General features: G+C 37.3%; 17 protein-coding genes and 1 tRNA gene. 8 read left to right on the top strand and 10 right to left on the bottom strand.

Annotated elements, in window-relative coordinates; translation table 11 throughout:
* Positions 1 to 6: 6 nt before the first annotated feature.
* Positions 7 to 624: a 30S ribosomal protein S16 gene (locus tag AACM45_RS08575; protein ID WP_339142053.1), complete on the bottom strand. Its 618-nt coding sequence runs from the start codon at positions 622 to 624 to the stop codon at positions 7 to 9.
* Positions 625 to 891: 267 nt separating this feature from the next.
* Between AACM45_RS08575 and AACM45_RS08570 the strand changes: the two genes are divergently transcribed.
* The 5 genes from AACM45_RS08570 (at position 892) to AACM45_RS08550 (ending at position 7,537) form a co-directional block, all read left to right on the top strand.
* Positions 892 to 1,347, top strand: coding sequence for a ferritin-like domain-containing protein (locus tag AACM45_RS08570; protein ID WP_339142052.1), 456 nt, complete (start codon positions 892 to 894; stop codon positions 1,345 to 1,347).
* A 208-nt stretch (positions 1,348 to 1,555) separates the two neighbouring features.
* The gene (gene dnaE, locus AACM45_RS08565; protein ID WP_339142051.1) at positions 1,556 to 5,941 is read left to right on the top strand and encodes a DNA polymerase III subunit alpha; all 4,386 of its coding nucleotides are present in this window, start codon (positions 1,556 to 1,558) and stop codon (positions 5,939 to 5,941) included.
* A 134-nt stretch (positions 5,942 to 6,075) separates the two neighbouring features.
* Positions 6,076 to 6,393, top strand: coding sequence for a thioredoxin (gene trxA, locus AACM45_RS08560; RefSeq protein WP_339142049.1), 318 nt, complete (start codon positions 6,076 to 6,078; stop codon positions 6,391 to 6,393).
* Positions 6,394 to 6,464: 71 nt separating this feature from the next.
* Positions 6,465 to 7,394 carry a DUF58 domain-containing protein gene (locus AACM45_RS08555; RefSeq protein WP_339142047.1) on the top strand — a complete coding sequence of 310 codons (930 nt, stop codon included), beginning with the start codon at positions 6,465 to 6,467 and terminating at the stop codon, positions 7,392 to 7,394.
* Positions 7,395 to 7,463: 69 nt separating this feature from the next.
* Positions 7,464 to 7,537: transfer RNA gene (locus AACM45_RS08550), tRNA-Asp, on the top strand.
* 253 nt (positions 7,538 to 7,790) lie between these two features.
* Here the strand turns inward: AACM45_RS08550 and AACM45_RS08545 are convergent.
* The 6 genes from AACM45_RS08545 to AACM45_RS08520 all read right to left on the bottom strand — a co-directional run bounded on the left by AACM45_RS08545 (position 7,791) and on the right by AACM45_RS08520 (position 10,939).
* A complete protein-coding gene (locus AACM45_RS08545) occupies positions 7,791 to 8,027 on the bottom strand; it encodes a helix-turn-helix domain-containing protein (RefSeq protein WP_339142046.1) in 237 nt (78 codons plus the stop codon).
* A gap of 164 nt (positions 8,028 to 8,191) precedes the next feature.
* A complete protein-coding gene (locus AACM45_RS08540; protein WP_339142045.1) occupies positions 8,192 to 8,986 on the bottom strand; it encodes a hypothetical protein in 795 nt (264 codons plus the stop codon).
* Positions 8,987 to 9,419: 433 nt separating this feature from the next.
* Positions 9,420 to 9,641 carry a type II toxin-antitoxin system HicB family antitoxin gene (locus AACM45_RS08535; protein ID WP_339142044.1) on the bottom strand — a complete coding sequence of 74 codons (222 nt, stop codon included), beginning with the start codon at positions 9,639 to 9,641 and terminating at the stop codon, positions 9,420 to 9,422.
* Positions 9,638 to 9,850: an addiction module protein gene (locus AACM45_RS08530; protein ID WP_339142043.1), complete on the bottom strand. Its 213-nt coding sequence runs from the start codon at positions 9,848 to 9,850 to the stop codon at positions 9,638 to 9,640. Before AACM45_RS08530 ends, AACM45_RS08535 begins: the two co-directional genes overlap by 4 nt.
* 191 nt (positions 9,851 to 10,041) lie before the next feature.
* Positions 10,042 to 10,380 (bottom strand): hypothetical protein, encoded by a 339-nt coding sequence (locus AACM45_RS08525; protein WP_339142041.1) that lies wholly within the window; start codon positions 10,378 to 10,380, stop codon positions 10,042 to 10,044.
* Positions 10,381 to 10,483: 103 nt separating this feature from the next.
* A complete protein-coding gene (locus tag AACM45_RS08520) occupies positions 10,484 to 10,939 on the bottom strand; it encodes a JAB domain-containing protein (RefSeq protein ID WP_339142039.1) in 456 nt (151 codons plus the stop codon).
* A 333-nt stretch (positions 10,940 to 11,272) separates the two neighbouring features.
* Here AACM45_RS08520 and AACM45_RS08515 point away from each other — a divergent pair, with 333 nt between their 5' ends.
* From AACM45_RS08515 to AACM45_RS08505, 3 genes are read left to right on the top strand one after another with little or no spacing between them, the layout of a single operon-like run.
* Positions 11,273 to 11,530 carry a hypothetical protein gene (locus tag AACM45_RS08515; protein ID WP_339142037.1) on the top strand — a complete coding sequence of 86 codons (258 nt, stop codon included), beginning with the start codon at positions 11,273 to 11,275 and terminating at the stop codon, positions 11,528 to 11,530.
* The gene (locus tag AACM45_RS08510; protein WP_339142035.1) at positions 11,527 to 11,796 is read left to right on the top strand and encodes a type II toxin-antitoxin system RelE family toxin; all 270 of its coding nucleotides are present in this window, start codon (positions 11,527 to 11,529) and stop codon (positions 11,794 to 11,796) included. Before AACM45_RS08515 ends, AACM45_RS08510 begins: the two co-directional genes overlap by 4 nt.
* Positions 11,797 to 11,840: 44 nt before the next feature.
* Positions 11,841 to 12,158 (top strand): hypothetical protein, encoded by a 318-nt coding sequence (locus tag AACM45_RS08505; RefSeq protein WP_339142034.1) that lies wholly within the window; start codon positions 11,841 to 11,843, stop codon positions 12,156 to 12,158.
* Between the two features lie 104 nt (positions 12,159 to 12,262).
* On the opposite strand, the gene AACM45_RS08500 is transcribed toward AACM45_RS08505, so the two are convergent.
* The 3 genes from AACM45_RS08500 to AACM45_RS08490 all read right to left on the bottom strand — a co-directional run bounded on the left by AACM45_RS08500 (position 12,263) and on the right by AACM45_RS08490 (position 13,875).
* Positions 12,263 to 13,027 carry a hypothetical protein gene (locus tag AACM45_RS08500; RefSeq protein ID WP_339142033.1) on the bottom strand — a complete coding sequence of 255 codons (765 nt, stop codon included), beginning with the start codon at positions 13,025 to 13,027 and terminating at the stop codon, positions 12,263 to 12,265.
* Between the two features lie 82 nt (positions 13,028 to 13,109).
* The gene (locus tag AACM45_RS08495) at positions 13,110 to 13,301 is read right to left on the bottom strand and encodes a hypothetical protein (RefSeq protein WP_339142032.1); all 192 of its coding nucleotides are present in this window, start codon (positions 13,299 to 13,301) and stop codon (positions 13,110 to 13,112) included.
* A gap of 67 nt (positions 13,302 to 13,368) precedes the next feature.
* Positions 13,369 to 13,875: a GIY-YIG nuclease family protein gene (locus AACM45_RS08490; protein ID WP_339142031.1), complete on the bottom strand. Its 507-nt coding sequence runs from the start codon at positions 13,873 to 13,875 to the stop codon at positions 13,369 to 13,371.
* Positions 13,876 to 13,909: the final 34 nt, after the last annotated feature.

Raw genomic sequence — 13,909 nt, 5'->3', positions numbered from 1 at the left:
AATTGTTTACTCTTTTTCTTTGCTAGCTTCTTCAGCAGGTGCAGCCTCTTCGACCTTAGCTTCTGGCTCGGCAACTTCTTCTTTCACTTCTGCTGCTGCTTCAGGAGCTTCTGCCGTTTCAGCATTTGCTTCTTCTACTACTGGCGCACTTTCTTCAACAACTTCTTCTTCTACTTCCGGTAAAGCGGCAGCGGCACGTTTGTTGCTAACTTCCTTCTCGGCTTCTAAAGCCTTGGCCCTAGCTTCTGCATCAGCTTTGCTCAAACCATCTTTTTTAGCTTGAACGGCAGCTTCTTTTTCAGCAATCCATGCATTGAATTTTTCTTCTGCTTGTTCTTCGGTCAAAGCGCCTTTGCGAACACCTCCCAAAAGGTGATGCTTCAATAAAACTCCTTTGTACGAAAGAATTGCCCTAGCGGTATCGGTGGGTTGTGCACCGTTGTTCAACCACTGAACGGATCCATCAATGTTCAAGTTGATTGTTGCAGGATTGGTGTTAGGGTTATAAGTTCCCAACTTCTCCAAAAATTTACCGTCCCTTTTTGCTCGGGAATCTGCAGCAACGATCCAATAGAATGGTTTTCCTTTTTTACCGTGGCGTTGCAATCTAATTTTTACTGGCATATCACATTAATTTTGTAGGGTGCCCGACCCGGATTATTAATTCATTATCAGCTCTTTCATCGAAAAGCGGATGCAAAAATACATTTATTTTAGAAATTACCACTATTCTGGGTGTAGAAAGTTAAATAGCTTTAACACTTACCCTATTTGATGTTAAACTCATATTAAACCATTGTAAATACTTGACTTTCTGAAAAATAACTATATATTAAGTAGTGTAAGTTATTGAGAGACAATAACGATTAAATTAAAATGAAGTAGAACAGAATGAAGTACACCGTAGAAATGTCAAACAAATTGAATGAATTATTGGAAAGAACCTACGATGCCGAAAAAGGTTTTCAGCAAGTTGCTGAAAAAGTAGAGAATCCGGTTATAAAGGAATTTTTTGAAAAAAGGGCCAAGCAACGTTATGATTTCGGCCATGAATTGAAAGATGAAATTAGTGCTTATGGCCAGTCGCCAGATAAAGGGGGCAGTACCAAGGCCACATTACATAGGTCATGGATCAATTTTAAATCATTATTCACTACCAACAATGAAGAGGCCATGCTAAAAGAAGTGAAGCGTGGGGAAAACGAGGCCATCGAGACCTATAATGACATTATAAATGATAAAGATTTCATATTGCCACCCTCAACGGAAAGTTTGTTGATGAAGCAACGAAACGCAATACGAGAAACATTGGAGACTGCAGAACTATATGAAACAGCAGTATCCTAAAAGTCAGTTTGATTGATTGATGATGAAAAGCAGCGCCATGGCGCTGCTTTTTTATTGTTGATAATGTGGGATAAATCTACTTTTTAACTGCAGCTATTTTAGCTAATTTTATCCTTTACTTAAAATCGAAGTCGACAATTTCATATACTCGGATTGGGTGCATGATGCCTTACCCAGATTAAAATGGACTTCAATCTAATTGGACGCTATGTACCTCATATTTGATACGGAAACCACAGGTCTTCCCAAACGTTGGGACGCACCCATTGCCGATACCGATAACTGGCCACGATGTATTCAGATTGCCTGGCAATTGCATGATGATATGGGTAACTTGGTCGACCAACAAGATTATTTGGTGCAGCCCGAAGGCTTTAATATACCCTATGAAGCAGAACAAATTCACGGCATCTCCACCGCTTTAGCAGAGCAAAAAGGCGTGCCGTTGGGTGAAGTGCTTGAAAAGTTCAATACCGCTATGGCCCAGACCAAATTTATTGTGGGTCAAAATGTAGGTTTTGATGTCAATATTATGGGGGCGGAGTTTTACCGATTGGGTATTGAAAATCCATTACAAGAATTACCCGTTTTAGACACCTGTACCGAGCATACGGCACAATTATGCCAAATTCCCGGGGGTCGGGGCGGAAAGTTCAAACTACCGACCTTAACAGAGCTTCATGAGTACCTGTTCAAGCAACCTTTTGCCGAGGCACATAATGCAACTGCCGATGTAGAGGCGACTACACGCTGCTTTTTAGAACTCATCCGCAGAAAACAGTATACCCTGGAACAATTGGATGTTCCTTCTGATTATTTCGAGAATTTTTCAGAAGCGAATCCGCAAGAGATTGAGCTTATTGGTCTAAAGCATATCAACCTCAAAAAGGCTTCAAAAAAGATTGCGGATGCCCTTTGGGAAAAAGATACCGGTGGGGTTTCTGAAGAAGAAATCAATGCGAATATCAAATCGTTGGAAGACGCCCCTTTTGCGCACCTTCACAACCATTCCCAATTTTCGGTCTTACAGTCTACGATTAATATCAAGTCATTGGTGAATTCGGCAGTGGAGCATCAAATGCCTGCCGTAGCCTTAACAGATCATGCCAATATGATGGGGGCCTTTCATTTTGTAAAAGAGGTCAGTGCCCACAATAAATCGGTTAAGGCAAAAAATAAAGAGGCTGTTGAGAAGGGGGAATCACCGGTAGCGAAAGAAATCATACCACTTATTGGCTGTGAGTTTTTTGTTTGTGAAGACCATACCAACAAAAATGTGAAAGATTATGGTTACCAAATCGTATTACTGGCAAAGAACAAAAAGGGGTACCACAATCTGGCCAAAATGTCTTCCATCGCATATACGGACGGATTTTATTATGTGCCTAGAATTGACAGAAAAATAATTCAACAGTACAAAGAGGATATTATCGTATTAACGGGCAATCTCTACGGAGAAGTGCCCGGTAAAGTACTGAATGTCGGCGAAAAACAAGCCGAAGAAGCATTGCTTTGGTGGAAAGAAGTGTTTGGTGACGACCTGTACCTAGAGTTGATGCGGCATGGTCAAGAAGATGAAGATCGGGTCAATAAGGTCTTAGTGGCGTTTAGTGAAAAACATCAGGTAAAATTGGTGGCTACGAACAATACCTATTATTGCGCTAAAGAAGACGCTGAGGCCCACGATATCCTACTTTGTGTAAAAGACGGTGAAAAACAGACGACACCTATCGGTCGTGGTCGCGGCTATCGCTATGGGCTGCCCAATCAAGAATACTATTTTAAGTCTCCAGATGAGATGAAGGAGCTCTTTAAGGATATACCGGAAGCCATTTTGAACGTTCAAGAAATTGTCGACAAAATAGAACCTTTTGAATTGGCTCGTGACGTGCTCTTGCCAAAATTTGATATTCCAGAAGAGTTTAAAGTCGCTGAAGACGACCAAGATGGTGGAAAAAGGGGAGAGAATGCCTACTTGCGCCATATCACGTATGAAGGGGCGAAAAAGCGCTATGGTGAAATTACCATGGAAATTACGGAGCGCATTGATTTTGAGCTGAAGACCATTGAAAATTCCGGTTACCCCGGATATTTTTTGATCGTTGAGGATTTTATTCGAGAGGCAAGAAATATGGGCGTATCCGTAGGTCCTGGTCGGGGCTCGGCTGCAGGTTCAGTAGTGGCCTATTGCCTGACCATTACCAATATAGACCCGCTCAAATATGATTTGCTTTTTGAGCGGTTCTTAAATCCGGATCGGGTATCCATGCCCGATATTGATATTGATTTTGATGATGAAGGCAGGGGCAGGGTTATGGACTATGTTATCAATAAGTATGGTGCCAATCAAGTGGCCCAGATCATCACCTATGGTACAATGGCCGCAAAATCCTCAATTCGTGATACCGCCCGGGTATTGGATTTACCTTTAGGGGATGCCGATCGCATTGCGAAATTGATACCGACCATGTCTAAACTGGGTAAGATCTTTGGGCAGTCAGAGGCAGACTTAAAGAAGAAATTCCGGTCAGAAGATTTAGAGAAAGTGCATCAATTGCTCAATATTTCCGAAGGGGATGATTTAGAGGGGCAAACCCTAAAAATGGCCCGAACCTTAGAAGGTTCTGTCCGTAATACCGGTATACATGCCTGCGGGGTTATCATTACCCCAGATGACATCACGAATTTTGTTCCTGTGGCTACCGCCAAAGATTCTGATCTGTATGTCACGCAGTTTGACAACTCTGTTGTGGAAAGTGCCGGATTATTGAAGATGGATTTTTTAGGATTAAAAACCCTTACCCTTATTAAAGATACCGTCAAAATTGTTAAGGCTAAACACGGAATTGATTTGGTGCCCGACGATTTTCCGTTGGATGACGAAAAGACGTATGAACTTTTTCAAAGGGGTGATACCGTGGGTATATTTCAATATGAATCGCCAGGCATGCAAAAACATATGAAGGACCTCAAACCTTCGGTTTTTGATGATCTCATTGCCATGAACGCACTCTACCGCCCTGGGCCAATGGAATATATTCCGAGTTTTATTGCACGTAAGCATGGTATTGAAGAGATTGCTTATGACCTTCCTGAAATGGAAGAATATCTTCAAGAGACTTATGGTATCACGGTCTATCAAGAGCAGGTGATGTTGCTGTCACAAAAATTGGCGGGTTTCTCAAAAGGTGATGCTGACGTTTTACGTAAGGCCATGGGGAAGAAGATATTCGCATTGCTTCAAAAACTGAAACCCCAATTTTTGGATGGAGGTGAAAAGAACGGTCATCCAAGGGAAATCTTAGAAAAGATATGGAAAGATTGGGAAGCTTTTGCGGCCTATGCCTTCAATAAAAGCCATTCAACCTGCTATGCCTATATTGCTTATCAAACGGCTTATTTAAAAGCCCATTATCCTGCCGAATACATGGCGGCGGTTTTGAGCAATAATATGAATGACATCAAACAGGTGACCTTCTTTATGGAAGAGTGCAAACGCATGGGTCTTGATGTTCTAGGGCCAGATGTCAACGAATCGTACTACAAGTTTGCCGTCAACAAAAAAGGGGCGGTCCGTTTTGGTATGGGGGCTATCAAAGGGGTAGGGCGTTCCGCAGTGGAGACGATAGTGGCCAATCGAAAGGAAGAGGGCAATTTTCAATCGGTTTTTGATTTGGCCAAACGTGTGGATTTACGGGCTGCCAACAAAAAGGCCTTTGAGAACCTTGCCGTGGCTGGGGGGTTTGATTCGTTCGGAGGTACCCACAGGGCGCAATATTTTCATGATGATGGCGATGGTATTTCATTTTTGGAGAAAGTCATTAAATCCGCGGCAAAATACCAAGAGAATAAAAATTCTTCGCAGATGGACATGTTCGGGGGAATCAGTGAGGCACAGATACCAGAACCAGTAGTGCCACCCTGTGAGGAATGGGGTACTATGGAAAAATTGCGGCGCGAGAAAGAAGTGGTCGGTATTTATATTTCCGGTCACCCGCTTGATGACTTCAAGACAGAGATAAATGCCTTTTGTAATGCCAGTATCTCGCATTTAAATGAAATGGCGAATTACGTGAATAGGGAACTGTCGGTGGCAGGGGTGATTACCGATGTGCAGCATCGTATTTCAAAAAACGGAAAAGGGTGGGCCGCGTTTACCATGGAGGACTACACGGACTCTTTTGAATTTCGGATTTTTGGTGAGGAGTATTTAAAGTTCCGTCATTTCTTGATGATCAATTCCTTTGCCTTTATCAAAATATTCATTCGAGAAGGTTGGGTCAATCGTGAAACCGGCAAAAAGGGTGATCCTCGAATGCAGTTCAATAGTTTTATGCTATTGCAAGATGTTATGGAAGGCTATGCCAAAAAGCTGACCATAAAACTCAATATAGCGGCACTACATGAAAAGCGTATCCATGCCTTAAAAGATACCCTACGTTCCTATAAGGGAAACCATCCCCTTAATTTTGTGGTGTATGAGATGGAAGAAGAGATAAAATTGAACTTGTCAAGTCGCAAGCAGAAAGTAAATATCACCAGTGAGCTACTGCACACTTTAGAAGAACAAGAGGTGCATTACAAATTAAATTAAAGCAATGCTATTTATAGGATATTGCTTTTTGGTTATAGTTTTTGGCAATGGCCTGATAATCAAAATGAATATAAAGTACGTAAGGAAACGCCTGTATTATTGACTAACTTTGTGTAACAGAAAAATTAATACATATGGCACTAGAAATAACAGATGCAACTTTTGATGAAGTTGTTTTAAAGAGCGATAAACCGGTAGTAGTCGATTTTTGGGCAGCATGGTGCGGTCCATGTAGAATGGTAGGTCCTATCATTGATGAAGTAAGTACTGAATACGAAGGTAAAGCAGTAGTTGGTAAGGTCGATGTGGATGCGAACCAACAATTTGCGGCGAAATATGGTGTTCGCAATATACCGACCGTGTTGGTCTTTAAGAATGGGGAAATCATAAATCGCCAAGTTGGTGTCTCCCCTAAAAAGGTGTACACTGATGCCATTGATGCTGCATTGTAATTCATAGTAATAGTTAAAGTTTATAAAAGGCCTGTTCATACAGGCCTTTTTCTTTTAAATTAGGCTTTGAAATGGATGTCAAGTCAGCACTTAACGATTCGAGGCTTTTTTCGAATTTGGAACTTTTGGCCAATCAAGTTGTGGAAGGCTTTATCAGTGGTATCCATAAAAGTCCGTTTCACGGTTTTTCGGCAGAGTTTGCAGAACATAAAATTTACAATACCGGTGAGAGTACCAAACATATTGACTGGAAGCTCTTTGCCAAAACCGATAAACTATACACCAAGCGTTATGAAGAGGAGACGAACCTGCGCTGTCATATGATATTGGACAACTCCGCTTCAATGTACTATCCTAAAATAAGGCAATTGAATATTGACAACCTCAATAAGATTGGCTTCGGTGTGCTGTCGATTGCGGCAATTATGGGTATCCTGAAACGACAACGCGATGCTGTGGGATTGAGCATTTATTCCGATGCCTATGATTTCCATAGCAATGAGAAAAGTAGTGAGCGTCACTTTCAAATGTTGTTTGATCGATTGAATTCCGTTGCTCAGAACCATAATCCCTCAAAACAGACCAGAACCTATCATTACTTGCATCAAATAGCGGAAAAGATACATCGGCGCAGTTTGATTTTCTTGTTTTCAGACATGTTTCAGACCGAGGTCGAAGCACAAAAACTGTTTGAGGCCCTACGGCATTTAAAGTACAATAAGCATGAGGTGGTGCTTTTTCATTTGATCGACACTGCACGTGAACTACATTTTGATTTTGACAATGCCCCAAAACGATTTCTAGATGTGGAAACCGGCGAACATATTGATGTTTATGCCGATAACATCAAAGAGGCCTACACAACTAAAGTAGGCGCTTACATTGGCGATTTAAAACTGAAATGCGCCCAATACAAGATCAAGTATGTTGGGGTAGATGTTGGGGATGACTTTTCCCATGTGCTCAATACCTTTATGGTCGAGCGTCAAAAATTCGCTTAATCGAATTTTGCAGTAAAAAATATTTGTTTAACCAAAAAGGGAATGTATATTTGCATCCGCTAAAAGCGAGGTCTGGTAGTTCAGTTGGTTAGAATACCTGCCTGTCACGCAGGGGGTCGCGGGTTCGAGTCCCGTCCAGACCGCTTATAACCTCTCTAAGTATTTGATTTAGAGAGGTTTATTTATTTTAGGGGCTACTATTAGGGCTACTAATACATTTTTATTCTCTAAAACAGTACTTTTTCCAATACTTCTTCTGCGGGTTAGATATAAGTAGAGATTAATATTCTTGAATTAAAATTTCTGCGGGTATTCTTAAATGTTTATTAATTGACCGAATATCCTTCAAATCTAGCTTACTAGTACCATTTAAAATTTCAAAAATTTTTACATTGTTTAAAATTGTGCAAGCCTAGATTCATCTATTTCGTTTTGAGCCATCATGAAACGGATTGCATCCAGTGGATGGCAATTTTCTATTGGAAAATTTTCTTCCTCATATTTTTCTAATACCATAGACAGCAAATCGAATTCTTCAAGTTCAGGAGATCCCTTCTGAGCATCGAAAATATTTTTTAACCGCTTTAAGTAAACTTCATATTGTTTTTGATTTCTAATAATCTTTATTTCCATTTTTTAAATTCTTAGGTTGGATTATTTTTTAGACAAATTAATTGTACAGTCTTTATCAAAGAAATATACCAAAAGAGTGTTCACAACATGAACCTACAATTGCCTATTGTAAGTTATAATCCATTTTAAGTTCAATAAATCTTAACTCTGATATTGTTCAATGATTACTCAAACCTATTTATAGGAATTGGTGCCTCAGGCACAAAGTCATTTCTTGAACTATTGAAAAACAAAGCTTTTCCATGAAATCTGTTGGTACTCGTTTCAACCTCCAGATAACTAAAGTTTTTTATAAAGAACTTATAGAGAGGTTTATTATATTTCATCATTGAAGTATGTAAATTTTCAAGAAAAACCACATTATCAAATGATAGAAAAAGTCTGAAAAGAGATTCTACAAATAAAAATAGCTTGTCTCCAAAAATCTTATGATATACAAGACTAAAACTATCAAACCAAATAAAACTTCCAGTCTTAGTGTCTGTCCTATAACTTATGGCACAATTCTTTTCCCTTCTACAATAAAACCTAATAGGCCAATCTGCCATAAGACGAAAGTATTCTTCATTCATCAATTTTTCTAACCCTTCTTCAATTATATTTAAATCGCAATAATTAATATTGCCATCATTACTGTTATGAAAAATATGGTGATTATCTAGGGATATTTTAAGTTCAAGAGCATCTTTGTAATCGATTTTTAAATGCTTCATGAGCATAAATTCATTGAATAAAAAACCATAGTGAGAAACATCTAAGGGCCAATCTGTATAATCTTCATTTTTTTTATTAAGAAAATTACCGTTCGAATCAATATTAAATTCTCGTTTCAAATGCCCAAAGCTTTTGTAACCAAGTGCTTTGGACATGACTTTTAACATTTCAGTCTTGGGGATTTGAGGATAAAGCTTTTTGAATTCAAGAAAAGCATCTTTGGTTAGGTAATCTAATTCAGTCATAATTAATAGATTTTAAGATGAGTGGATTTATCCATGAGATAGAAAGAAATAAATCTCAAATCCTAAAAACTATTACTAAATGATGCTAAAAAATTCCCATTTGCGTATAAATACGATTCTTTCTAATGGCGGGCTATTCCTATATAAAAATAATAAAAATTTACAAATTCATTGTATCCGGATTTAGTATTACGTTTTGAGCGCAACGGAAACAATCTAACTATTTCTCCAAATCGGATTCAACTAATAACTTTCCTAATAGTAAGCAATGTTTCAATACCAATTTGTGTTGCTAACCCTATCTATAATTTTTCCTTGCTCACCCATGGCATTATTAATTTAGTTGGACTTAATTTATAATATGAAATTGTTCAATGTCCATCGCAGAACGTCATCTTTAACAAATTGTTTATTGCTTGGATATAAGTACTAGCTACGTAATTACGACCATTTGTGAATCCGAATTAGGCTGCGGTATAGGCAGCCCTTCATCTTGCATGATTTCAAGATGCAAAGTTATCGCTTCTATGATATTGGATTCAATTTCATCTCGACTTTTGCCAGCCGAGGTACAACCTGGCAAATCTGGAACATAAGCACCAAAACCATCAGCTGATTTCTCATACACCACTAGATACTTTAGAGTTTTTCTCACTTTTTTCGTTTTTGGTCTAATTTAATCTTCACTTCTTCCCAAGTATAGTACTTGGCTTTACCTGATTTATGTCGTTCGAGCCTATTATCCAGTTCTTCCTTTTGGGCTTGGCTTAATTGAATTGAATCTGTTTCTATAGAATCCCATATTTTTTCAATCAAATCCAAGCGTTCTTCGGTGCTAAGTTTGAGAATTTTTTCTAAATCCATAAGTTTCATTTTCTAGGTTAAATACGGGATTAGAGTAAAGTACGGAAAGTTAGCGCAATGAAACAAGGAAAGATTTGAGGTAAGGAAAACTTGGACTTACTGAAAATTTTCCGCAGATGAATAAGCTAAGCTTTTCATTTGTGATGTGCAGCAGTGCAGCAAACCATTCTCATTGGCGATTTTCCGTTTGCCTAGTTTAAAAATGACTGTATAATAGTTTTTGGAACTTCAAGCGTAACTTGATTTTCAAGCATACCATGAAAGTCAAAGATTTTACATGGCTGTACCTTAACGATGTTTTCTCTCCTCAAAAGTTCTATACCCAACATGTAATTCCAACATCTAATCAAAGTATTTAACTTTTCAGCACCAATTGTTAAATCCATTATACCGTCATTTCCAAGAGAATGAGAGTAGATTATAAGAAAATATTCAACAGCATCCATCTCGGTAAAATCTACTAAATGGTCTATATCCGAAATTTGAAACATTGCATTAAGCATTTTTAGTGGAACCTCATCAGATGTCAAATCTCTAGATCCTTTTATAAGGTTTACGGTTTGAGAGGTCAGATTTAGAACATTGCTAGTCATAGATAAATTCTTCAATATTACTACGAATTAAAGTAAGGAATTAATCGTTAAGAATTAATCTTTCATCCGAAAAACTAAAATAGGATTGGTGTGGGGTCACTATGATATGATCGAGAACCAAAATATCGAGAAATTTACCTGCTTTTACAATTTTCCGAGTCAATTGCTTGTCAGCTTCACTTGGTATAACCACTCCACTGGGATGATTATGGGTAAGAATAATTGCGGTAGAGAGTGTTTTTAAGGCGGTTGCAAATATCAATCTTATATCTACTGCGGTACTGGTTATACCTCCAATAGACATGGTACAAATTCCTTTGACGACATTGTTGTTGTTCAGATATACAACCTTGAAAGACTCATGAAGTTCGATATGGTCTTTGTCCCAAAAGTCATAGATGATTCGGTTGGCATCCTCGGATGACTTGATTTTTAATTTTTGATTGTTTTTACGATTGCCTTTGTAGCTAATTTTGATTTCTCTTGCTCGTTCCATAGTTTTTCTATTTTGATGGCGAGCGTTACCCGAATTTTGACTGAATAAGCCAAATACTTTCATTTGGTGTTTCATTCAAAATTTGGAGCTTGCAAGTCAAAATAGAAATACTGGATAAGGGTTGATGAAATATGGTTGTATAAGCTTCAATTTGAAAACATTTTACTTAAATGTCGGCTAGATGACCTAAACTAGTATGTTGGGAAGTATCCTTTTAGTGTCTAGTGAAAATAAATAGTTTGTATTATTCAAAACACTTTTAAGTATCAAGCTTGCACGTATATATGGTGTATATGGTATATTTTTTGTACATTTATGATTTAAATTTATGCCATGAGAAAGAACATTGACATTGACGAAACCACGTTGACCAAGTTAAAAATACTTTCTGCCTTTGAAGGTATGACTGTAAAGGGTTTGATGGAAAGAGCGGTTTCCTACTTTATAGAACAAAAAGAGAAAGAGCGTTTGGGCAAAATGACAGATGAAGAAAAAGAGGATTTGGGGCTACTATTACTAATGCAACAGGCTGACAGAAGCGAAACTGTCAGCGAAGATGAAATAATGAAGGAATTGCAGCGTAAACGATGAAGATAGTATACTTAAAGACCTTTCTTAAAGACATTAAGAAAATCAAAGACCCTAAGTTAGCCCTGAAAGTCGAACAACTAATTCTAGAAATAAAATCAGTTGATTCGTTGGAAGATTTGAAGAATGTTAAAAAGATGAAGGGTTATTCTATTGCCTACCGCATCAGAATAGGTGATTACAGAATGGGTATTTATAAAGAATCCGACTACGTAGAAATCGCCCGTTTTTTGAAGCGCAGCGATATTTATAAGGTTTTTCCTAAATAGATAATAGCTGCCGTCTCAATTGTATAATAATCTTTTTTGCACTTATGCACCAAATACATATTCATTTTCCATGTTTTGAGGACTTTATGGACAATGCCATAACTTTCACTATCGAAATGCCCTATGTACCGAGGATAGGTGATTGCATTTCCTTGGATAGCACTCTTTACGAACACCTTGAAAGAAAAATAGAGAAAAGTGATGGGCTAAGAAAAAAATATAAAAGATGGATTTTTGGAAACGGATACTGCTCTTTTGATGATGCTAGTGTAGTAGTGGAGTTATCCTATCTAGAGGCCAAAAAGGAAATTCATATAGAGCTAGGAGAAATATTAGACGAGAAGCAAAAACACGAGTATTAATGGTTTTTATCCTTTTGTTCCCATAGAATGATACCACCGTACCAAGAGTTAGATCATTAACCTAGATTTAAAACAGACATGATTTCTAGGATGATAACCAGTACTTAACGAAGATTTTCTGGACAGGAATTAGACAACTTTAGCTTATGCAAAATAATGACATCTTTTAAAGATGCTAATTGTTCGATATTTCTAATATGATAGGACTCCTCTTTTTTCGGCAAGAAGGAGTTCAATTTATTTTTGAGTAAGGTTTTGTAGTTTACTTCGATTTCTAAATAATATTTCAAAAAATTACTCGTCATATTGAAGTTTTCAAAGTATACAGGTCTTCCATAGACCCACAAAATCCAGTCAGAACTTCTTGAATAATAGCGTAATTTAGGTTGCATATTCAAATCGGAAACCACCCTATACAAGCCATAGAATTCTTTATCAAGGTAATATTCGGTAACTGGTACTTCAAGATATTCTAGTTCAAAAAACTTGGCAATCGTGGCTCTGTGATTTCCGCCTGTTATGAAGTACTTATCATCGTATTTTGAAAAGGAGATACCCCCATCATTGTATTTCTTGGCAAATGTAGAGCTATCCCAATTTCTGGCTTCAAATCGTTTTAGGCATCCTAAAACTTCTAACCACATCTTACTGTGGTAATCGGGATGCCTTGTGCCAACAATTCTATTGGTAGGTACTTTTTGGTTTTTATTGTGCTTACTTGGAATTATTTGCCAAAAATCATAAAATGGCATGTCTTTTTCATCTAAGCATTGTTTGAAATGCCATTGTTTGAATTTAAGCGTTGAATCGAGAATGCCCATCCTTTCCAATCCACAATTTGCACAATAAGCTTCATCTGCGTAATTCATTTTCGGCTTGCATAAAATTTATTCTTTGTTTTCTATGGCTATATGTATGTGAATGGCACCTACTATATGATCATAATGAGAACTATTTTTGCTTACTTTCAATTAGGCTAAGTCTAACCTCTAAACTTTCAACTTTATCGACAAGTTTTTGCTCTTTTTGGTTGGACTTTTTTAGAATAAAAACGGCAGAGAAAACTATCATGAATAAAGAAATCACTAGCATTATTTTTGGGATTATTGTATTATCCCAAAAAGTTGTACGCTTATTGGCCATAAGTATTTAATTTAGAATCTATTCCTTTAAAATTAGGGAAAAATTCATGGATTGAATATAATCGAGGTTAAATAAGCTTACTTGATTGCTGATTAAGATGTTTTACTAAAATGCTTTTTTGACCTTCCCATCCAGCTTCATTTTCTTCAATGAATAGATTTGACAAAGCAATATTTACTAGAGTTTCATAAGTAAAATTCATATCGCATTTATGTATTTTTGACATAAGTCTGAAAAGAATATAGTATTCAAAGTTGATTCCATCAATTCTAAATATTTTGTTGGATTTGTCGGGAAATTTGAACCACTCTGAAAGAGTTAAATCTTCAATAAAAGACTTGTCAAATTTCTTGTTCGTAAACTTCACATCGCGATTATGTTTCGGCTTGAAAAGCTTTATAAATAAATCTTCTGCATTGTAGCTCCATTTAGAAAAGATAATCTGAGAAGTTTCATAGAATACCATTTTACCTTTATGATGGCATGCTATTCTTTGTTGCACAAAGTTTTCTGTTTTACCAACATAGATAATTTCATTCTTACTATTTAGAAATAGATAAATTGTAGTTTCCATGGTTTCTTTTTTTTGGAAAAAAATAATCATATCC

Origin of the sequence: Croceitalea sp. MTPC5 (assembly GCF_036985505.1) — a bacterium.
In the GTDB taxonomy this organism is placed as follows: Bacteria; Bacteroidota; Bacteroidia; order Flavobacteriales; family Flavobacteriaceae; genus Croceitalea.
Note: the sequence above shows the minus strand (reverse complement) of the source record. Positions and strands in the feature narration are given on the sequence as shown.

Coding starts and splice junctions, on each gene's coding strand:
- AACM45_RS08530 (WP_339142043.1), bottom strand. CDS start 9,850: ATGGATTTAGAAAAAATTCTCAAACTTAGCACCGAAGAACGCTTGGAT.
- dnaE (WP_339142051.1), top strand. CDS start 1,556: ATGTACCTCATATTTGATACGGAAACCACAGGTCTTCCCAAACGTTGG.
- AACM45_RS08570 (WP_339142052.1), top strand. CDS start 892: ATGAAGTACACCGTAGAAATGTCAAACAAATTGAATGAATTATTGGAA.
- trxA (WP_339142049.1), top strand. CDS start 6,076: ATGGCACTAGAAATAACAGATGCAACTTTTGATGAAGTTGTTTTAAAG.
- AACM45_RS08540 (WP_339142045.1), bottom strand. CDS start 8,986: ATGACTGAATTAGATTACCTAACCAAAGATGCTTTTCTTGAATTCAAA.
- AACM45_RS08510 (WP_339142035.1), top strand. CDS start 11,527: ATGAAGATAGTATACTTAAAGACCTTTCTTAAAGACATTAAGAAAATC.
- AACM45_RS08495 (WP_339142032.1), bottom strand. CDS start 13,301: ATGGCCAATAAGCGTACAACTTTTTGGGATAATACAATAATCCCAAAA.
- AACM45_RS08490 (WP_339142031.1), bottom strand. CDS start 13,875: ATGGAAACTACAATTTATCTATTTCTAAATAGTAAGAATGAAATTATC.
- AACM45_RS08505 (WP_339142034.1), top strand. CDS start 11,841: ATGCACCAAATACATATTCATTTTCCATGTTTTGAGGACTTTATGGAC.
- AACM45_RS08575 (WP_339142053.1), bottom strand. CDS start 624: ATGCCAGTAAAAATTAGATTGCAACGCCACGGTAAAAAAGGAAAACCA.
- AACM45_RS08545 (WP_339142046.1), bottom strand. CDS start 8,027: ATGGAAATAAAGATTATTAGAAATCAAAAACAATATGAAGTTTACTTA.
- AACM45_RS08500 (WP_339142033.1), bottom strand. CDS start 13,027: ATGAATTACGCAGATGAAGCTTATTGTGCAAATTGTGGATTGGAAAGG.
- AACM45_RS08520 (WP_339142039.1), bottom strand. CDS start 10,939: ATGGAACGAGCAAGAGAAATCAAAATTAGCTACAAAGGCAATCGTAAA.
- AACM45_RS08515 (WP_339142037.1), top strand. CDS start 11,273: ATGAGAAAGAACATTGACATTGACGAAACCACGTTGACCAAGTTAAAA.
- AACM45_RS08555 (WP_339142047.1), top strand. CDS start 6,465: ATGGATGTCAAGTCAGCACTTAACGATTCGAGGCTTTTTTCGAATTTG.